13 protein-coding genes are annotated in these 20872 nt (G+C 63.2%); 9 read left to right on the top strand and 4 right to left on the bottom strand.

The window, feature by feature from the left end; genetic code table 11:
- Window positions 1-56 precede the first annotated feature (56 nt).
- The 6 genes from FIV42_RS27455 to FIV42_RS27480 all read left to right on the top strand — a co-directional run bounded on the left by FIV42_RS27455 (window position 57) and on the right by FIV42_RS27480 (window position 9891).
- Window positions 57-806, top strand: a complete 750-nt coding sequence (locus FIV42_RS27455; RefSeq protein WP_141200791.1) for an outer membrane beta-barrel domain-containing protein — start codon at window positions 57-59, stop codon at window positions 804-806.
- Window positions 803-3868 (top strand): tetratricopeptide repeat protein, encoded by a 3066-nt coding sequence (locus FIV42_RS27460; RefSeq protein WP_141200792.1) that lies wholly within the window; start codon window positions 803-805, stop codon window positions 3866-3868. Before FIV42_RS27455 ends, FIV42_RS27460 begins: the two co-directional genes overlap by 4 nt.
- A 191-nt stretch (window positions 3869-4059) precedes the next feature.
- The gene (locus FIV42_RS27465; RefSeq protein WP_141200793.1) at window positions 4060-5865 is read left to right on the top strand and encodes a hypothetical protein; all 1806 of its coding nucleotides are present in this window, start codon (window positions 4060-4062) and stop codon (window positions 5863-5865) included.
- Window positions 5862-7241 carry a DUF4350 domain-containing protein gene (locus FIV42_RS27470; RefSeq protein WP_141200794.1) on the top strand — a complete coding sequence of 460 codons (1380 nt, stop codon included), beginning with the start codon at window positions 5862-5864 and terminating at the stop codon, window positions 7239-7241. Before FIV42_RS27465 ends, FIV42_RS27470 begins: the two co-directional genes overlap by 4 nt.
- Window positions 7213-8232 carry an AAA family ATPase gene (locus FIV42_RS27475; protein ID WP_141200795.1) on the top strand — a complete coding sequence of 340 codons (1020 nt, stop codon included), beginning with the start codon at window positions 7213-7215 and terminating at the stop codon, window positions 8230-8232. The genes FIV42_RS27470 and FIV42_RS27475 overlap by 29 nt, the downstream gene beginning before the upstream one ends.
- A gap of 12 nt (window positions 8233-8244) precedes the next feature.
- Complete coding sequence (locus FIV42_RS27480) at window positions 8245-9891, top strand: DUF58 domain-containing protein (protein WP_141200796.1); 1647 nt, start codon at window positions 8245-8247, stop codon at window positions 9889-9891.
- 8 nt (window positions 9892-9899) lie between these two features.
- On the opposite strand, the gene pgsA is transcribed toward FIV42_RS27480, so the two are convergent.
- The 3 genes from pgsA to FIV42_RS27495 all read right to left on the bottom strand — a co-directional run bounded on the left by pgsA (window position 9900) and on the right by FIV42_RS27495 (window position 12772).
- Window positions 9900-10517, bottom strand: coding sequence for a CDP-diacylglycerol--glycerol-3-phosphate 3-phosphatidyltransferase (gene pgsA, locus FIV42_RS27485; protein ID WP_141200797.1), 618 nt, complete (start codon window positions 10515-10517; stop codon window positions 9900-9902).
- Complete coding sequence (locus tag FIV42_RS27490) at window positions 10514-11200, bottom strand: lytic transglycosylase domain-containing protein (RefSeq protein ID WP_141200798.1); 687 nt, start codon at window positions 11198-11200, stop codon at window positions 10514-10516. The genes pgsA and FIV42_RS27490 overlap by 4 nt, the downstream gene beginning before the upstream one ends.
- Before the next feature lie 102 nt (window positions 11201-11302).
- Entirely contained in the window at window positions 11303-12772 is a 1470-nt protein-coding gene (locus FIV42_RS27495; RefSeq protein WP_141200799.1) for a DUF7107 domain-containing protein, read from the bottom strand.
- A gap of 586 nt (window positions 12773-13358) precedes the next feature.
- Between FIV42_RS27495 and FIV42_RS27500 the strand changes: the two genes are divergently transcribed.
- Entirely contained in the window at window positions 13359-13868 is a 510-nt protein-coding gene (locus FIV42_RS27500) for a DUF507 family protein (protein WP_141200800.1), read from the top strand.
- A 9-nt stretch (window positions 13869-13877) separates the two neighbouring features.
- Here the strand turns inward: FIV42_RS27500 and FIV42_RS27505 are convergent, their stop codons facing one another.
- Window positions 13878-15743 (bottom strand): penicillin-insensitive murein endopeptidase, encoded by a 1866-nt coding sequence (locus FIV42_RS27505; protein WP_168210987.1) that lies wholly within the window; start codon window positions 15741-15743, stop codon window positions 13878-13880.
- A 241-nt stretch (window positions 15744-15984) separates the two neighbouring features.
- Here FIV42_RS27505 and FIV42_RS27510 point away from each other — a divergent pair, with 241 nt between their 5' ends.
- Both FIV42_RS27510 and FIV42_RS27515 read left to right on the top strand, forming a co-directional pair.
- Window positions 15985-18663, top strand: coding sequence for a sigma 54-interacting transcriptional regulator (locus tag FIV42_RS27510; protein WP_141200802.1), 2679 nt, complete (start codon window positions 15985-15987; stop codon window positions 18661-18663).
- 264 nt (window positions 18664-18927) lie between these two features.
- Window positions 18928-20727, top strand: a complete 1800-nt coding sequence (locus FIV42_RS27515; RefSeq protein ID WP_141200803.1) for a zinc metalloprotease — start codon at window positions 18928-18930, stop codon at window positions 20725-20727.
- Window positions 20728-20872 lie beyond the last annotated feature (145 nt).

Below are 20872 nucleotides of genomic sequence, written 5' to 3' on the forward strand. Positions count from 1 at the left end.
TAACGAATCCAAATGATTGGGTCTAATTTCTGGTGCAATCGACAGTGAGACAATTCATGACGCGCCAAACCCTCTGTCGCCTGTTCACGCTGCTGACCATCTGCGCGGCTTCCTTTGCCTTCGACTCCGAGGCTTATGCCCAGGAGAGCCGCGAGACGGCTCGTGAGTCGGGCTCGGTGATCCGCCACCAGCTCCTGTACCGCTCGACGCGCGTCGAGTTGGCGCCGATGCTGGGGATGACGCTCAACGATGCCTACCTGCGAAACGGCATCGTCGGGGCGACGCTGTCGTATCACCTCACCAACGAGTGGGGCTTGAGCGCAGTGGCCGGCTACGGTGTGGCGCAGCTCGACACCGACCTGCGCAACAGCGTCGAGGCCAAGCTCGAGGAGAACGCCAGTGACGAGCTCAACCAGCTGTCGTACTCGCATATCCAGTGGCTCGCCGGCCTCGAAGTCAACTACGTGCCCATCGTCGGCAAGTTCTCGTTGTTCAACAGCATCATCACCAACTATGACGTCCACCTGATCGCTGGGTTCACCTTCATCGGCGAGACGGCCCAGTCGGCCATCGACGGCGGTGAGGTCGACTCGCAGCTCGAAGGCTTGCGTCCGGCGCCCACCGTCGGCCTGGGCACGCGCTTTTTCCTCGGTGACGGCATCTCGGCCAATATCCAGTTGCGCGACTACCTGTACAGCCGCTCGGAAGTCAGCACGCTCACCTCGGATCCCGAGTTCAAGAACAACTTCATGTTGACCCTGGGCATGAGCTTCTTCTTTCCTCAGGAAGTCAAGATCTCGCGGTGAGCTTCAACTTCGAGCAGCGCGCTCAAAAAGCGCTCGATCGCGGCCAACCGGTCCGATCTGCAGTTCTCTTAATCGAGGGCCTCAAACGTCAGCCAGACGAGCGAGCCGCCCTCGATTTTCTTATCGACCTCTACGTCGATGAGCTTACCTCGGCAGGACTCGAGTACGATCTTACGGGCGTGCTCGTCCTGCAGTCTGACTCCGAACAGCTTTTTCGAGATATTCTGAGGCGCCTCGACCCGGCCGGGAAGGCGTCGATGGGACGCGAACTCGTGCGTGCGGCCAACGAGCACGGCTACGACCTGACGTGGCCGCCTGCGCCCGAGCCCGCGCCGGCGCCGACGGCGGAGCCGATGCCCGAGCCTCGACCTCCCGCACAGACGGAGCCGTATTCGTCCCCCGAGCCGGAGCTGGAGCCAGCGATCACAGAGCCGACGCCGGAGCCGGAACCCGAACGAGCACCGGTCGAACTCCAGCCGGAACCGGAACCCGTTGACCGAGCCTTAGAAACGAATATGGAGCCCGAGCCCGCGCCCGAGAGGCAGACCCCGGAGACGAAAGAGCACAACCCGCCGCCCGCTGCCGCGTCGAAGCGCAAGGGGCGCCTCTTGCTTGTGGTGCTGGTGCTCGTGGCTGGACTCGGCGGCTACGTTTGGTGGAGTTCGGGGCCGGATACGAGCAGCGTAGCCGCGCTCGACGCCAGCATCGAGAGCGTCGACCCGGCACAACAGACCCAGATCGATGAGCTTTTCGCCGCGACCTCCAAACGCGACCTCGCAAGCCCGGCATTTGCCGAGCGCCGCGCCTTTCTAGAGGCGGTACGCGCCGCCGAGTGGGGCGAGGCATCGGCTTCGGCACCGGGCGGCGAGACCGTCTGGGGCATCGCAGCCAAGGCAGCTTCCTTTGCACTGCAGCGAGATTTCGAGCGGGCGCTGGCAGAATCGGCGCGTTTGGAGCGTCAGTTCCCACACCAGTTCGCCTCGTTTTGGGCACGCGCGTTCGTCGCCGAGGCGCGCGGACGCTTCGCGACGGCGGTTCGCCTCTACGGCCGAGGCCACGAGGCAGCGCCCGAGTTTGCGCCCATGCTCACCGGGCAGTTGCGCGTGCTCGTTCGCCAGGGCCGTCAGGACGAAGCTCGAACGGTCCGCCAGAAGCTCGCCAACCTCAACCGGGCCAACCCCTATGCTTCGATGCCGGTGGTCGACATCGCGCTCGAAGACATGGCGCCAGGCGAGCCAGACGAAGCAACCGACCAGCCTGGCGAAAAGACCGGCCAGCCCAACGAAAACAACGGCCAGAAGGAGCAACTGGAGAACGCCTCTCCGAAGCCGCGCTTTATCCATTCAGTGGAGAGCCTCGAGCGTGCGCTCGACCTGATTCGACAGGACAAGCCGCGCGACGCGCTGGGACACGTCGACAAGGCTCTCGAACGAGAGCCGATGCTCGGCGGCGCGCTCCTGGTGGCCGGTATGCTGCGGGTCGCCGCGGTCGATATCGACGGGGGCGTCGCCTCGTTCACGAGCCTGGCCCAGCTGCCCGGGCTCGACATGAACGCCCGTTGGCTGCTCCAAGTCGTCGCGCCGCGCGCGCTCACTGCGGCGGGCCGCGCTGACCTCGCGTACCAATTCGTTCCACCGGTCAAGGATGCCGGCCGGGTGACGCCCCGGGACTCCAGCGACAAGGGCAAGCCCTTGCCCGAGCCGGTGGTGCCGCTTTTGTCGGTCGAAGAGCAGGTGCAAACCGAGCCGCTCGCGCGTGAGGCATTGCTCGCGCGTGCCGAAGTGCTGAGCGTGCTCGGCTTTGGCGTCGCGGCGACCGAGACGCTCGAGCTTCTCGGTGGCATCGACGACGTCGCCGACCGTGTCGGTTTCGAGCGCACCATCGTCGAGATCCGGCGCGGCAATCGTTCTGCTGCCCGTGGCGCGGCTCGTGCCCTGCCCGAAAGCGCGCCCGGCCACAGCGCGAGAGCGGCGCTGGCCTATCATACCGGCCGCTATGCAAATGCGATCGAGCACGCTCGTGCAGCGCTCGAGGCCCACAAGGGCGCGGGTGACGTGACCACGTTGCGCTACCTCGCGCTCAGCCTGACGGCTTCGGGAAGAGGGCGCGCAGCGCTCGTCGCGTTGGACGAGGCCCAGGTGGCGGCATACGCCCGCGCCGAACTCGACGCGCTTCGCATGCGGGTGCTCGGCCGACGCGGCCCCAAAGCCGAGAGCTCGACGACGAGCTACGAGACCTTCGCGGCCACGTCTCCGACGTCCCTCGAGCGACTGCTCGACCTCGCCGACGTCGCCTTTTGGCACAAGCGCTTCGAGCAAAGCCGCGAGTGGACAGACCAGGCCCTGGCGCTGGCCCCCGAACATCCTGAAGCCAACTGGATGCGTGGTCTGCACGCGCAGGTCGCCGGCGACGACAAGACGGCGCGCGCCCATTTTCGCGACGCGTGGCGAAGCGGCGCCGACGACGCACGCATGCTCATCGAGCTGGGACGCATCTACTTGAGCCTGGGCGAACCCAAGCGCGCCCAGCGGTCCTTTTACAAGGCATTGCTCAAGGACCGCACGAGCGTCGAGGCCCTTCGTGGCCTCGGAGAAGCTTATTTGGAGCTCGACGCTCGGGTAGGGCGCCGCGACATGGCGCGCATTCTTCGCAGCTATGCGGGCTCGTCGGCCTTTACGGCGCAGGCGACCGAAACCCTCAAGTGGCTGGCGATCTTGAACGGCTCGCGCAAGGGCAACGAGAAGGGACTGGCGTATCTGACAAAGGCCGCGGAGTTGATGGGTGAGTCGGCCACGCTCTTGATCGAGCGCGCCCACTACCACAAGGCGCGCGGCGAGTTTGCCCTGGCGCGAAAGATGTACGCCAAGGCGCTCGAGAAGAACGGGACCTTGGCGCCCGCTCGACTCGGCCTGGCGCGCATGGCGCTCGAAGGGGGCGACGAGGCGCTCGCGCGCACTCAATTGCAACGCTACCTTGCTCTGGCCCCCGACGGCGACGATGCTCAGTGGGCGCGCGACACACTCGCGAACCTCACGACACCGTCGAACTCGGCGTCGGAATAGGCTTTCGCCGCCGCGGTGTTTTTCGTTCGGCCAATCGCACCTACAACCGAGGACGCCTCTGACCGATGGGGCCATTGTCACACAAAGTGTCAACCAGGCGGCTCATCCTCCCATGGATGATCGGCCTCTTTGTGTGCGCGGGGGTTCTGTGCGCACCGTCGGTCGACGAGGCAAACGCCATCGAACTGAGAGTGCGCGCCAAGAGCGCGCTCGATACGAGTGTGACCGCTGCCGGTACGATGGTGCGCGTGAGCGGCTCACTTCGCGACGAACTCGACCGCGGCTTGCCCCAGCGCGAGATCGTCGTCTTCTTCAGCAAAGAACGGCGACATCGCCGTCACCCCGACGCCAGTGAAACGCTCTATACGGACCGGCGCGGTGGGTTTAGCACTCAGCGCGAGCTCGAACCGGGCACCTGGCACGTCTCTGTGATGTTCGAGGAGACCGAGCACGTCACGGCCAGCCGCATCGTGAAGTCGCTCGAGGTCGAGCCGGCCCCGGTCGATTTGCGCACCCAGATCCCCAGGCTCGTGATCGGGCAGGTACCATCGGTGCCGGTGCGGGTGCGCGCCTCGGTCGCCGGTGTCGGCCTGCAAGCCAAAGCCGAAGTGCTCGTCAACGACGTTTACGCTGGCGAGACGCGCCTCGATCAGTTTGGCCGCGGCACCGTCGATGTCGCCGGCTCGCTTTCGCCCGGGCTCAACGAGGTGCGCGTGCGTATCCCCGAGGGCCGCCATCGCGACGTCGTCGAAGAAGTCGGAGAGCTGCGCGTGAGCGCCGAGGTCGACGCGACGGCGTCCTTTCAAGAGGTTGTCGAGCGCCTGCAGCGCGGTCTGGCCGTCGAGGGACGTCTCACCGACGAGCGCGGTCCGCTTCCGGGGGTGCGAGTGGCCGTCAAGATTCGCCGCGAGGACCAAGGGGAGCCGTCCGAGGAGAGTGAGCAAGCCGAGCAGATGTCTCAACTGCCGGGCTCATCTGCGCGCGGCGACGAGCAGGCACGTTACGAGCGCTTCGTCACGACCGACGAGCAGGGGCGTTTCCGCGCGTTTTACTCCGGCGACAAGCTCGAAGACGGCATCTGGCATGCCCAGACGGCCATCGTGCCCGAACTTGGCGCCGAGATCGCTGTGCCGACCGCGCCCGTCGAGCTCGATCGGACGACTTCGCGTTGGATTCTCAACGCACTGGGACTCCTCGGGTTGATCGGCGGACTCGCGCTGTTGTTGCAGCGATTTTGGCAGGTCATCGAAACTCAGCTCCAGCGACGCCGTCACGAGCGCGAGAGCGAAGAGCGCGCCGAGATGGCGCTCAAAGACACCGAGGCGTTGTCCCCCCACAGCCTCGGCGTGGACGAGAAACCCGTCGACACCGCGCCCGACAACACGCGGCTGTCAGGAATGGTGTGGGATATTTGGAAGGATCGACCGGTGGCCGATGCCGAGCTCGTCGTGTGGCGCGATGGAGAACGGGTCCGCACCGAGCACGCGACCGGGCAAGCTTCGCCACGTGCAGGGATCTTCATCATCGATGGGCTCACGGCCGGAGCTTACGAGCTCGAGGTGCGCGCACGCGGCTTCATGCCGGGTAAACTCAGCTTTCGATTGCCTCACAAGGGGCGACTGAGCAATGTACGCCTCGACCTGGTCGCCGTGCCGCTCAAGATTCGCAGGCTCTACCAGTCCCTCGTCGAAACCCTCGACGGCCAAGACCTCTGGGGACGCCTGTCGCCGCGTGAAATCGAGGCTGCGCTGCTCGAGGTGACCGACGAAGCGACCCAAGACACCGGCAGCCCCGCTCGCCGCGCGTTTCTACGCTCGCTCGAGCACAAGCTGGCCCAGGCGGGCGACACGCTCAGCGGCGAGGAGCTGGTGTCGATGATGACTTCGGTGGTCGAGGAGACCTATTTCAGCGGACGCACCTTCGACACCTCGGTGTGGGAGCTCGCGCGCGATATCGCCCTGCAGCTTCGGGACCGCCAGGGGGAGGGGGCGTCGTGACCTCTCGACTCCGACAGCTAGTGTGGGCTGTGCTCGTCGTCTGCCTGGTTACGGCCGCATCGACGGTCGTCGCCCAAGAGAGCCCGGGCGGAAAAGACTTCGACCCCGCGAGCGACGCGTGGACCGGTTTGAGCCGGTTGGTCGCACTCGCCGAGAAGCAGGGCATCACCATCGAGGTCGTCGACCAGATCGATTGGTCCGAGCAGAGCCCTGACGAGCCGATTATCTTCGTCTATCCCACCAGCGGCCTCGAAATCGCCAATGCCGCCAACTACGTCGTCGACGGCGGTCGCCTCTTCATGGCCGACGACTACGGGGCGAGCCCGGCGTTTTTAGATCGGCTCGACGTCAGCCGGGTCAACGTCGCCATGGGCGAGCTGCCTCACGACCGCTTCGTGCAGGGGAACCGCGCGCTTCCGATCTTCGAGCCCACCGGACGACACCCTTTGCTCGAGGGGGTCGACACTGTCGTGGCCAACCATCCTGCGGTCTTGCTCAACGTCGGCGGCCCGGTCGTCTCCTATGACGAAGGCGGCGGATTGGTCTACGACATGAACCTCGGTGACGGCAAAGTCGTTCTCTTCGCCGACGCGAGCCTCGTCATCAACCACATGCTCAGCGTCGCCGACAATTCGGTGCTCGTGCAAAACGCGCTCGATTACATCTGCACGGGCCAAGAGCAGTGCCGAGCCAAGCTCATCGTGCGCGATTTCGAGCAGTACGGACGCTACACGCCTCGTCAGCCGGATGATGACTCGCCCGACACGCTCAGCGCGCAGCTCGACGAGCTCAACGAAGCCATTAGCGAATTTATGGAGGAGATGCCCGCCGGCAGGCTGCTCTACTACCTGAGCATTTTGCTCGCCGGCGGACTCGCGCTCTACTTGGCCGCAGTATTTCGCCTACGCGCCTCTCGCCCCTACAGTGAGTATGTCGACAACACGACGCGCGAGGTTCCGTCGCCGCAAAGTGAGTTCGATTGGAACCTGTCGCGCTTTGGCGACGGCGGCCGTGAGACGAATTATGCGCTGCCGCTGGCCATCTTGAAGGAGGTCTTCGAGGAGTTATTCTTGGAAGACCTCGGCTATTGGCCCATCAGCGGCGAGAATCGACCCAGCGTCGAGAAGTTGGGCCGAGAGTTCGGGCGCAAGTACACGCAGGGGCACCTGCCGACCGAAGCTCAACGCATGGAGCAAGAGGTCACCGACCTGTTGGCCACCTACGCCAGAATACCGACACGCCACCGGGTCTTCCTGGACAGCGATGCTTACTTTAGCGAGCGCGACCTGATAAAAATATACCGGCGCACCCGCCGTGTGCTGGAGATCATGGGACTCGAGGGAGAGTATGAGCGACGTACCCGCAGCTTGGTCTGAACCCGACGAAAGCCCCGAATCCGACGCCGCCGACAGTGAGAGCGTCGAGATTCAGCAGGTAATCGCGCGCTACGCCGAGCGCATCGAACGGCTCAAGGCCGAAGTAGGGCGCATTTATATCGGGCCCGAGCGCACCATCGACGCGCTGCTCATCGCGCTCTTCGCCCGCGGGCATATTCTGCTCGAGGGTGTGCCCGGTGTGGCCAAAACGACGCTGGTGCGCGCCTTTTCGCGCACCCTCAACTCCGAGTTTAGCCGGATCCAGTTTACCCCGGATTTGCTGCCCTCGGATATCACCGGCACCTACGTTCCCAACCTGCAGACCAACGAGTTCATCCTGCGCCGCGGCCCGATTTTTGCCAATATCGTGCTGGGCGACGAGATCAACCGCGCGCCGGCCAAGACGCAGTCGGCGCTCTTGGAGGCGATGCAGGAACGGCAGGTCACCATCGACGGCACGACCCACCAGCTTGAATCGCCATTCTTGGTGCTCGCCACCCAAAACCCCGTCGAGCAGGAGGGCGTCTACGCGCTTCCCGAGGCCCAGCTCGACCGTTTCTTGCTCAAGATCGTCATCGACTACCCGACGCCCGACCAAGAGTTCCGGGTCATGAAGACCCATCAGGTCGCCCCCAGGCCGGTGGAGCCGATCTTGGGCGCAGACGATATCGCGGTGCTGCGCAAAGCCGTCGAGGCGGTGCATATCTCCGACGAGCTCATTCGCTACATCGTGGCCCTGGGCAACTTCACCCGCAATCACGAGCACACCTCGCTGGGGGCATCGCCGCGCGCTGCGCTCGCGCTGCTCAAGGCTGCCAAGGCCAGATCAGTGGTCCAGGGGCGCGATTACGTGCTTCCCGATGACGTGCGCATTCTGGCGCCGAGCGTCCTCGCTCACCGGGTGCTGTTGCTTCCCGAGGCGCAGCTCGGCGGCATCGAGTCCCACGATATCGTCCGCCAGGCGCTCAAGCAGGTTCCCTACTCGGAGTAAGGACGCCAGCGCGTGAATCCTCATCTGACAACACGCGGCGTCTTCGTCTTTGTCTGTGCGATCGTCTTCCTCGCCGCGGGCGCGGTCACCGAGCAGCCCCTCTTGCTGCTACTCGGTCAAGTCCAGGTGGCCGTCCTCGCCATTTCTTTTCTGCTGTGCGTGGTGGCTGCGCTCGCCCTCGATCGGCGCTTCGTGCGCATCGAGGTCCGCGACGACTCCGGCTCGAAGCGCTTTCGGTCGACCGGCGTGATGACCGGCGAGAAGACCGACGTCGACGTCTACATCAGCAACGATGCCTGGGTGCCCCTGTACGGCCTGGCCCTCGAGCCGTTTGGCGCGCGGGCGCTGGGGTTGGGTGACATCGACGATTATTTTCACCTGCCCACGAAGGCCGAGGTTTCAGCGCCGTTGACGGTCGAAGCAGCGCGCTCCGGACGCTGGACGTTGCAGGGCTTCGACGTCTCCATCAGCGACCCGCTGGGGCTGCTCTCCGCGCGCGATTACTTGCCGTGCCTACACGCCTTCGAGTGCTTTCCCCAGCGCAGTCACCGGCGAGACCAGAGCGCGCGCAACCTCGGTGCGTTCGCGCTCCAGCATGGTGGCAAGCACGTGGTGCGCCAGATCGGCACCGGAAGCATGGTGCGCGAGCTGCGCGACTATCAACCCGGTGACCCGCTTCGCCACATCGCCTGGAAGGCGACCGCACGAAATCGCCGGCTCATCTCGCGCGACTTCGAGCGCGAGGTCAACCTGAGCATGTACCTGCTGCTCGACATCTCCACGTCGATGCGCGGCGGGCAGTGGGAGGGGCAGAAGCTCGAGCATGGCGTGGAGTCGGTCGCCGAATTGGCCACGAGCGTCATCGGCGCGCGTGACCGCGTCGGGTTGATGACCTTCGACGAAAAGCTGTACGGCCACATCCCACCGGCGACGGCGCCGTCCCATCTGGCCCGCATTCTGCGCCACCTCGTCGGCGTCAATTCGGTGGTCGACGACGAGCTCACCGAATGGGGCGAAGTCGAACTCGCCCAGAAGCTCGCCGACTACTTGGTCGTCCAGGAGCGCCTCGATTTTCGTCGCGGCGACGACGTCGAGCCGGAATCGGGCGTCAATATCAAGCTCCTCGAACGCTGGCTTCGCAGCGTGATTCGCCTCGAGAAGGAGAAGTTCGACTCGCCCATCCTACACGACGGCCTGCTCGACGAAGAGACGTCGCTGCTGCGGCGTTTTGCGCAGCTTCGCGGTGTGGAGGTGCCTTATCGGGTCGAGGCGCGCCTGGGGCTCAAGGAGCGTGGCCTCAATCAGGCCATCGAACGCATCGTGACGACGGCCAAAGAGAGCCAATGGATCGTTGTGATCAGCGACCTGTGCGGTGTGATGAACACCGAAGTCGTCACCCGCTCCATCCGCTTGGCACAAATCAAAGGCCACGCGGTTCGCTTCCTGGTGCCGTTTACCCCCGCCTATTATGAAGACGATCATGACGGCTCGGAGCGCTACAGCATCAGCCGTGAGCTCTTTTCGACCCGTGAGCGCGAAGAGCGCCTCAAGATCGCCAGCCATCTTCGCAAGCTGGGCGTCCAGGTTGACTTTATGAAGCCGGGCCAGTCGGCCTTGCAGTTGTTATTGGGTGGGAGAGGGCGGCGCGTGGCGTCTTAGCCTCACGCCTATTCTCGACCGGTGGCCTCGGACTGCACCTTCTCGATCGCCTCCAAGAATCCCTTGAAGTACTCGTAGGCGCTCTGGAGGCTGAAGATCACCGAGATGATCAGGAGCCACAGTCCAATCAGGTGGAAGTTCAAGCGAAACTCGATGAACCAGTAGTCGACCAGGTATTCGTAGTGGATGATCAGGCCGAGTAGGCCGGTCATCTGGAAGGCGGTCTTGAACTTGCCGCCTTGTCCGGCGGCGATGATAAAGCCCTCGCCGGCGGCAATGCTTCGAAGACCCATGACCGAGAATTCACGGGCCAAGATGATCATGACGAGCCACGGCGAGATGCGTCCGAGGGGAAGGAGCATCAGCAATGTGGCCATGACCAGCAGTTTGTCGGCCAGCGGGTCCAAAAACTTTCCGGTGAGGCTCACCAGGTTGCGCTTTCTGGCCAGATAGCCGTCCAACCAATCCGTGACGCTGGCCACCCAGAAGAGCAACACCGCAATCAACCCGGACATCGGATCGCCGTAATAGATAAACAGCGACACCACCGGGATCAGCGCGATCCGAAAGAGCGTCAGGAGGTTGGGAAGGTTGAAGATGTCCTCGCGAATCGTGGCCGCGCTCACTTAGACTCCTCTTCCTTCTGGTAGATCTTGTACCAATAGAAGACCGACGCGACGTAATCGCGGGTCTGCGGGTAAGGAATGCCGTCGTAGCGTTTCACGGCGGCATCTCCGGCATTATAAGCAGCCAAAATCAAGTTGATGTCGCCGTCATATCGGTCGATCAGGATGCGCAGGAACTTCGCGCCACCGTAGATATTCTGCCTGGGATCGAACGAGTCGGTCACATTGAGGCTAGCCGCGGTGCGCGGCATCAGTTGCATCAGCCCCTGGGCACCGGCGTGGCTCTCCGCGTTCGGCTTGAATGCACTCTCCACGCGAATGACTGCTTTGATGAAGCCAAAGGGGACATCGTAGGCTTCGGACGCTTCGGCGATGATGTCGTCGAATGCGTCTTCGCCTTTGCGCTTGGAGTGCTTTCTGCGCTTTCGCTTGGTCTTCGTGCTCGAAGACTTGCTGGCGCTTCGCTTGCGAATCTTTTTGTCTTTGGTCGACGTCTTTGAGCCACCGGAGAGAACCTCGAGAAGCTTGTAGCCAGACTTCTTCTCGGTGGTGATGAGGATTTTGCCGTCGGGCGTCTCGTAGCGGTAAAGCTCGGCGCTCGCCGGCGAGGGCACGAGCACGCTCGCGCACATCAGGACGGCGGCGAGCAAGAAGCCCTGGAGTTTTGGACGTGCTGTGGTCATCTGCGCGGCTCGTGGAGTATCGCAACTCCTCTACCAATAGCGCATGGGGAGGCAGGGACGCAAGTTTTGGGCGTCCCTGCCTCCCCATTTAGCGTAACTCGTCTAGCGCGTGCAGTATCCACCCGTCGCGCAGGTGCCGGTGCGGCAATCCGTGCCGTCCCAGCAACTCGTGGTGCAGAAGCCGTTGACGCAGGTGGCGTCGCCGGCGCAGTTGCTGTTGTCACGGCACTCGTAGCCAGCGCGGTAGTCGGGGCGACATACGCCGTGGTCGCACATCATCTGGCTGCCGCAGTCGGCGTCGGCCGAGCAGGGGGCGAAGCAGAATCCGTCGATGCAGGTTTCGCCCGAGGGGCACTCGCTGCTGGCGGTGCAAGCTTGGGCCGGGCTCGGGTTGGTCTTGCATACGCCGCTCTGGCAAGTCTGGCTGTAGGGGCAGTCACTGTCGGAAGAGCAATCGTAGTGGCAGAAGCCCGACAGGCAGCTCTTCTCGAGGCCGCATTGCGCGTCGGTCACGCAGATCTTGTCGACGACCTGGCAGGTGCCCGACACACACATCTCGCACGGCTCACAGTCGGCCGAGGACTCACACGACACAGGCCCGGTCGGGCCGGAGTCGGCCACGCAACGTCCGTCGGCGCCGCAAGACTCACCGCTTCGGCACTGCGCGTCGTCGGTGCATCCCAGGCGGCACTGACCACGGTCGCAGTACGAGCCGTCGGTGCAGTCGCTGTCGCTCTGGCAAAACTCGTCCGTCACGCACAGTCCGTCCTCGCAGCGCTCGTTGGCCGAGCAGTCGGCGTTCGACGAGCAGGTCGGCGCTTCGCTTCGGTCCGGGTCGGTGCTCGAGCCAGCGTCGTCTGCGTCGGGCGTGCCGGCATCGGTGCCTCCATTATTGTCGGGCTGCCCGACCACAGGCGGCGCCGGGGCAGGGCGGCTCGGGTCGAGCGGCGAAGCCGGCGTACACACACCTCGCCAGCAAAGGCCGTTTTGGCCACATTCGTCGTCTTGGGTGCAACCCGATGAGCAGTGCCCTTCGAAGCAGACTGCATCTTGACCGCAGTCGGTGTCATCGGCGCATTCGACGCGACAACTTCCGTCTTCACACAGTCCATTCTCGCCGCAGTCCGTATCTTGCGTGCAGCTGCCGCCGACCACACAGCGTCCTTCGTGGCAGACTTCGTCCACCGCGCAGTCGACGCTCGCCTCACAGGCCGGTACACACACGCCGTCGACGCTACAAAACTCGCCTTCGAAGCACTCGGCATCCGACTCGCAGCGCACCGGCGCCTCACACATCCCGTCGTCGCAGCGGCGCGACTGGCAGTCGAGATCCGATTCGCACTCGCCGACACCCGGCTCGGGCCAGCAGTAGCGCCCGGCGGTGCAAATCTCCCCATCGGCACACTCCGAGTCGGCGGCGCACACCTCCACGCAGCTATCTTCGCGGCATACCTGGCCTTCACTGCAGTCGCCGTCGGCACTGCATGTCTCCACGACGCTGTAGGGGCCGTCCTCCTTGTCATTGCAGCCGGAGCAGCCGGCCAAGAACATCAGGGCCAAGGAGGCCAGCACCTGAAGGCATCGCGTGGCAGATATGCGTCGACATCGACTCATCAAAGGCGTCATTCTCGAGTCTCGATCCATGGGGGAAGCCATTTGGGGTCTCTCCTGATAGCTAGAATCAGCTAGTGGGGTGACACCGAAGTGAGATTCAACCTTTCGGTGAGGATAGCGCCGCCAGATTCGGATGCGAACCCCGCAGGCGATGCAGCGCATCGTCGAGGAGTGAGCGCCGAAGCTGGTGTTGCTAGACCGGCGAAGGTGAATCGAATCTCGGTGTCACACCACTAGAGTATATCTCATTGCCGCGCCAATTTTCTATCCACACGCTCGCGCACGGCTCCTGTTGATGTCTTCGCTTTGTTTGGACTGAGGTGCGCCGAAGATATTCAATTTTTCTGTGGGAGATTTTGAAAGACCCGGCGCGCTTTGACTGTTCAGTCGCCAGAGGACATTTTTGGTCCGGGGCACAGGGCCGGCCGCGCGTGCTCGAAGGTTCGAAATCACTTTAGGCTTGCCTTCAGCTAGCAAAGCTGCAAAAAACAAGGCTCGAAGCCCCCAACGAAAGCTAAGTTTTACCGCGGAAACTGGAGGAGATATGCGGCTCTATCATGGTCAGGTGTCAGCAGTTGCCGGAGAGCTCGCGCGCACTCTGAGCAAAGAGGACCATCTCGAAATCGAGCCGGCCAATTTGGCGGAAGTCCAGATGGACATCGAGTCGGTACTCAAAGAGTATATTCGGCTCGATCGCGAGTTGAATAGCCGTGCCCGCGATATTCAGTCGTCCGAGGGCGGCAGCTTCGCGCGCATCAAAAGCCGGCTGGCCCGTCGCAAGGGCGTCGATGTTCACGACGATCCCATCGGCTACATCATCGACCAGCTCATCGACATCTTCTTTCACTCGCACTTCGTCAACGAAGTCTTCGCCGACGACCGCACGCTTCGCCTGACGATGAAGCCGATCCTCGAGCGCTATATGAGCGTTCAAGAGGAGCTCGACGAAGAAGTCCGCGACAAGATCAAGAACCTCGAAGAAGGCAGTCGCGAGTGGGAAGTCGAGTACGAAAAGGTCATGGGGCGCCTCAAGCGCACCAAGAATCTCGAGTAGGCCGACTGGTCATCGAGCGGCGACCATGCGCTGGCGCACCGAGCGCCACCAACGCGACCAGTAACGGTGCAGCCGTGCGTGACTCCAGGCTTCCAGCGGGGCCCAGCGCCCGGTGACACGCTTGAGCGTCAAGTTGGCGTTATAAGCCACGTGCTCGGGTCCCTTCTTCAGCATCGGGATGAGCTCGTCGACGGCGTCGACCGTAAAGACGTCGTCGGCCTCGAGCCCGTGGGCGATAAAGCCCTCCTCGAGCCAGTCATCGCGCCTCTTATCGCCGTTGTCCTTCCACCACTTCTTCCAACTTGCCAGGGCTTTGGCGCGTGCATCGTCAGATGCCTTCTCCCAATCCACATTCTCGGCGCGATTCGTCACGCGACGTAGCGCTACGGCAAGCTCTGCACGTACGGCGTCGGGCTGTGTCTCGAGTTGTTGGAGTAGAAAGGGCACGAGCTCCGGCTCCATAAGATGGATGAGCGAACGCGCCGCCATCACGCGCTCGGCCTCGGCCAGCTCGGTGTCGGCGATGCGTTTCTTGAGGCGATCGACCGCCAATGTATCCGCCGCCCGACGAATCACGCTGTAGGCGTAAGCCTTCTCCTCCAGACTAAATTCGCTGCGCTCGACGAATCGAAGCGCGGCACCGACGGCGGCGCCGGACCAGATCGGCACATCTTTGGCGACCTCGAGCGCGCGCTTTCGCACCTTGTCGCTCTTTTCGTGCAACGCGGCCGCAAGGGCCAACTCCGGGGCGTAAGGCGAGCGAATGCGCTCCAAAAAGTCGAGGGCGCGAATGCGCGTCTCCTCTTTAGGGGCCCGAAACGCTCGGGCCACCGCCATCGAACGGGCGAGTAGATCGTCGTAATGCCAGTCGACCCACTCCCAGCGCGGCCCAAAATCGAGGCATCCTTCCAAGCGATCGCGTTTGGGGCAGGTGATGCGAAGGTGGAAGTGATCATCGTGTGGCGACGAGTCGGTCGGCTGGTGGAGCACCTTCTCGGCACGCTTGATGATTTCTTCGTCGGCGCCTTGTGCGCGGGCGTGGTCGAGCAACAGCTTCTTGAGGCCCTCGCTGATGAAGAGCCACTGAATATGCACGCGCTCGTGGCTCAACAAGGCCTCGACGAGCTTCCAGTTGCGCTCGACGTCGAACACCAGATCCGGACGCTTGATGCCATCGCCGCTCGAGTCGAAGTCGAGCAGTCCTGGCGCCAGCACCGGTTTGCCGTCCTTTTTGGTCTTGCAGAAGAATGCCAGATCGGCGTCTCGTCCCGAATTGTGTGATGCACTCCAGGGGATATCGCCGCCGTGTTTCCTGCTCATGTTGCCAATGCGAAGCTTCGAGCCTGGATATGCCTTCGATACCACCTTCGCCGAGTCCAAGATCACTTCGATGAGTGCCTCCGAGCCAAACTGCGTGTTTCGATTGCGGTGGCGCTCGATAACCGAATGATGGTCTCCGTCTTCAGGGATACGCGCGGCGTTGCGAAGCTCGCCTCTTCCGACGGTGCCCAGGGACAGCGAATGGATGAACTGGCGCTTCGGGTCGAGCAGTTTCGCAAAGTCGGGCTGCTCGGGAAGCGGCTTCCACCAACCGACGACTCGTTCACCGGCCGCGTTCACCGCGTGACCGAGCGCCTTCGAAGCGGCGGCCTTCGCTGGCGCGAGGTCGACGGTCGGCTCGCGCTCGATGACGCGCACCTCGGGCTCCTCGGCCTCCAACTGCACCTCGGCAACACTTGCCGGCTGCGATCGCGCAGCCTCCGCGCTCTGTCCACTCTGCAGCAACTCGTGGCTCGTGCCACACGCCGCCAGGGCGAGCAAAGCTATCCAGGTACCTGAAACGATATACTTCGACGTATTCAAGCGGGGCGCCATCGCGTCTCGTGATCCGATTTTGTTGTGCATGATCCAAGGGTTCACTGCTTAATTCTAAGGCATCTACGGCTGCAGGTCCATTTCGGAGATGGGTTGAAGCGTTACTTGAGAGCGTGATTAAGTGTTTGAGAACGTACGGGATCGAAATGGTCGACAAAGTGGCGAAGGTGACCTAAAAGAGAACTGCGCTGCAATGTCCTACGCGCATCAAAACCCCTGAGCGGCCCCTTCTGGTAGTTCAATGAAGTCCAACTCTCCGACCAGTCTCATCATGTGGGCGGTGGCGCTGTTATTGGCCATTGCCAGCCTTGTCTTCGGTTACCTGCAGCTCGACGGGCTGCCCGATTTGGGCGTCCAGTTCGGCCCGGATCTGACCGTGCGCTCGGTCTCCGTCGACCGTCAAGAGGGCGCAGAGCGCCAGGAATTCAAGCGTGGCGACCGCCTCGTGGCGTTGGAGGGGCAATCTGTCGAGGATCTGCGTGACCTCAGAATGGTCCTCCAGAACCTCCCGGACACTCCCGTCGCTTCCGGTGAGCCGCTCGGCCCCGGTGACAAGGCGCAGCCGACGGTTGCCGGAGCCGAGGCGGGGCAGGCGGAAGCAATCGACGACGCGTCGCGCACGGCGAGCTACCAACTCGTGCGGCCACTGCATCGCTTTCACATCACCCTTCAAGGAGAACTCAAAGATCCGACCGCGCTTCCCCAGGGGGTCGAGCCCACGGACCGCCTGATCGAACTCGACGGGCGGAAATTGCAGACCAAGGTCGGCCCGGAGGCGGTGCGCAGCATCGTGGCCAGCCGTCCCGAGGCGCTGCTCGTCTTCGAGCGCAAAAACGCGGTCTTCTCGGGGTCGATGAAGGTCCCGGACCCCGAGCCGCCTTATGGCGTCGTGGGCACCTTCGGCCTCGTCGCCATCGTGCTCATCGGGCTGTGGTGGTTTCGCTCACGCGAACTCGAACCGGGCGCCGTCGTCGCCATCAGCCTCCAGACAGTCTGCATCGGCTGGATTGCGCTGCTCGCCTTCGAGTATCAGTGGACGCTCTCTGATTACGGGTTGACCGCCGCTGTGATCGCAGGCTTCGCGCTCGTGCGTCCGTTTGCGTTCTTCGCGCGCAATATCGGCTCGGGCTACGGCACCCAGAGCGGCTGGAGTTCACTGGCCGTGGGGCTGTTCGCGACCGGCTCGGTGCTCGGTTTGCTCTTTGGCGGCTACTTCGAGAGTGCCGAGCAGGCGCTTCATGTGGCTGCCCTGATCGCCGGACTCTTCGTCGTCTACGAGATCTTTTTGGCGAGCATCGACGACACCGGCCCCGCGAGTACGCTGGGAGAGGGCACCGGATACTTGGCGTGGATCCTCGTGCTCGCGCTCTTCTCGGCGCTGCTCGCATGGTACCTCGCGCCGATTTCCTTCGAGGAGAACCGCTGGCGTTGGTTCTCGGCGGTCATTGTCGGGCTCGTCTGGTTCGGAGACGTCCTCTATTGCTTCCGCGGGCCGGGAGCCTCCGGTTACGACGCCATTGCTCACAAGGCGGACCGCCAGATTGTCGTGAGCGACTATCTGGCGCAGGTGCGCGAGCTCGTCCCGGAAGCAGAGCCGTTTATCGTCGTGGCCACGCGTGAAGAATCTGTTTTGCTCGAGACTCGCGGTGACGGCCTGCGAACCAGCCCGACCTCCGAAGCGCTGCACGACGCGGTGTCGATCCTCATCCAAGAGGGCGTTCGCGTCCCATTGCCGGACGGAATTCACCGCCAAGCCCACCCGATGGGAGGCATCGCCAAGACGATGGATATGGCGCTCGCCCTGCGCCTCGCGCCGCCCGAGGGCGGTGTCAGAGTCGACGGGGTCGAACTGGTGCTCGTCGGGATCGAGGAGTCACCCGCCGCAGAGTTACCGGTCCACCCATCGAACGAGATCCTCGACGCATTGCAAGACCTGTTGTCCGGTCAAATCTGGACCGCAGCCCTCGTCGAAGGACTTCCCGAGCTTCGGCTCCCCGAAGCCAAGTCGCCCCCCGAGGCCCATGCGGAGCCTTCCAGCATCTCCGTTGCCGAGAGCGAGGAGGTCGATGCACTTAAAGAAGAAGTTGAAGAACTGCGCCGGCAGCTTCTCGAGGCGAGGTCGGCTTCTGAGTCGGACTCCGATGAACCTGCTACTGTGGAACAAGCTCCCGTAGAGCCCGAGCCGGCTCCTGCAGCAGTTGCGGTGACGAAGGCGGTTCCGCTCGACGCGCCGCCGGCAGACTTTGAAGCGTTGCTCGAGCCGGAGCTTGTAGACGCGCTTCTCTACCTACTCGATTCGCCCGAGCCGATCGTCTTGGCCGGTGCGCGAGGCGCCGGCAAAACGTTCACGGCACGCTGTGCCCACGCGCTCGAGGCACATCGCGAGTCCACGCTAATCGCTTACGACGCGGGCGATGCACGCGGAGCGGACCATGCCGTAGCACTCTTCGGTCAGCCCGACGACACCGCTGATACCGGGGTGGTCTCCGAGATGCAGGGCGGTGCGCTGCTCATTCAGGATGCCAGCGAACTCTCCGACACAGTGATCCTTCGGTTGTGCCAGGCCGCCGAACTCGGCGATTTGCGCCTGTACCTCGAGTTCAACTCGGCCGACGCTGAAGAACGCTCGGTATTCGACGAGCGCTCCAGTGAGGTTCGAGAGTTGCTCGAACATCGTGAGTTGATTATTCCGCACCTGTCTCACCGCCTCTCGGTGCTTCAAGTCCTACTCGAGCGTTTCTGTGCCGAGCAGGGGCTCGACGACTTCACGGACGAGGCCTTCGAAGCGCTGATGAATTACGATTATCCCGGCGAGGTCGCCGAGGCGCAGACGATCGTCGAGGCTGCTGTAACTCGAGCAGAAGGCGAGGTGATCACCCTCCAAGACCTTCCGGACAGCATCTTCGAGACGTCGTCTTGAGCTCGTCGAGGCGATGCCGATGCCCAGTCGCCACTCGGCGATTTGACCTTTGCCCTCCGACTGCAGCAAAATAGGGGGCGTTCGAACGCCACGCCTATTGCGAGTCGACGAGTGACGACTGTGAGAAACCGTTTTTGCATTGTTTGTGCGATCGTCTTTTCCTTCGGAACGGCCGGTTGTCTGTCCGGAACAGAGGACAATAACCAACCGGAGAACGAGCGTATCGTTCGATTGGTGCCGGTCGACAATGACCAGCGCACATTGGTGCCGAGTTCTGTGCTGCAGCTCCGGCTCCAGAGCACCGACCGGGTGGTGGCCGACAAGGCGACTGTCAGCTTTGCCGGCGTCCACAGCGTCCACGGGAAGTTCATCGAAACCTATTCGGCCGAGGTCGACCGCCTCGGAGACGTCGGCGACATTGTCGTGCGTCTGCCAGTGAGCCAATCGCTTTGGGACGACGTCGACACTCCCTCGCCGAGTTCTTTCGAGGGCAATGTGGAGGTCGAACTTAGCGACGCGCTCGGCCCGGTGGTGCGCGGACGCCTCGACAGCGTTCAATTCGAGTTCGTGCGCCAACTCGAGCCGTTCGCCGAGGCGTTTTCGGTGGGCGACGTCTATCCGAACCAGCTCATCGAAATCAGCGGCGCAGGGTTTTTGCGCCCAGAGGAGGGGGCCACTGTCGCGGTCATCGAGTCCGGCAGTGTCGACACTGACGCGGGGCCGTCGCGAGACGTCTCCGGCCAAGAGATCGCGCTTCGGTGGGCCGGCAGTCGCGACAAGGCGCTCGTGCCGGTCGATCCTGCGGTTTTTGGGGTGCAGACGGCCAGTTTCGAGGTGAGCGTTTATCTCGAAAACCAGTTGACCGACGGCTCGACGTCGGGTCGAACACAGACGGTCGAACTGAGCGGAACGATCCAGCAACCCTACATTGCACGGCTGTCACCCGATGCAGGAAGCCGGGGGCAGAAGATCACAATCGTCGGCCGCGGCCTCATCCCCACCGACGACGAGGGTGGCTACGGCATGTTGCTGCGCTACGAGGGTACCTTCACCCCGGATGACCCCGAACTTCCTTCGCAGGAGTTCAACACCACGCCGCTCCGACGCCCGCCCGATCGCATCGTCAACGAGCAAGAGGCCGAGCAGAGCGTCTGGTACACCATCGAAGACGATCGCAGCCTGACCGGTCTGGGAGCTACGCCGGGCGTCTTCGAGGGGACTATCACGCCGGAACTGTTCGACAACTGGGGCGACCAGGAAGGCATTGCTTGGCAGGGCGTCTTTCGCGTGCTCCCGACCAAGCAGGTCGTCTACCTGAAGTACCTGCCCGCCTTCTCCAAAGGCCTCGAGAAGTACGGGCTTCGCAACGTCGAGCGCGAGATTCGCGATCGTGTGCTCGAAGTGGCCGAGCGTGACTATGAGGGCATCAACATCGATTTTCGTGAGGCACAGCCCGACGACTTCATCGAATACGCGGTCATCGAGTTGGGTGGGCCGGATCCGAGCGGACGCAACGCGTTTGGCTACGACAACACCTTCAACGGTGTCGCCAAGGATACCGGCAACCTCTTTTTGGGGGACTACCTGGGCGGCGTGAACGCCCAGAGTGGCGAAGAGTTTAACAATCCGTACGGCGGCATCTTCATCGAGTCGTTCTCGTTCTTCAGCCCGACGCTCAACCCCGATAGCCAGTACACGTCGCCGGCGTTCGACCGGATCATGAAGCCCTTTATGCCGGCGCTCGACGGCGAGCCGATCAAAGGGTCGGAGTGGCCCGACGGGCCGCGACGCGAGGCCATCGCCGATGCAATCCACATGGTCGGCAGCGTCATCGGCAACACCGTCTCCCACGAGTTGGGTCATTCGTTCGGATTAACCTATTTTCCCGAAGACGACATCGAGCCGACCAATCGCTTCCACAATCAGGTCAGCGGCCCCTACATCATGGACCCGGGCGCGGAGCGACCCTTCGAAGAGCGCGCGGAGCTCGACGGGCAGGGGCCGGCGCGCTTCAATGACCGAAATTACAACTACTTACGCACCCATCTGCCGGCACCCGAATAAACCGGCGCGACCGTCAGTTCGACAGGGGAGAGGCGAGGTGCTGTCGACCGCTTGCACCGAAGGCTTGACTTCGGTCGATGCGGGGCCTACGGTCTGCGCCGAATCGGGCCGGGACTACTCTCCATGGGTGGGTTTTCCGGCGCCA

Source organism: Persicimonas caeni (assembly GCF_006517175.1).
In the GTDB taxonomy this organism is placed as follows: Bacteria; Myxococcota_A; Bradymonadia; order Bradymonadales; family Bradymonadaceae; genus Persicimonas; species Persicimonas caeni.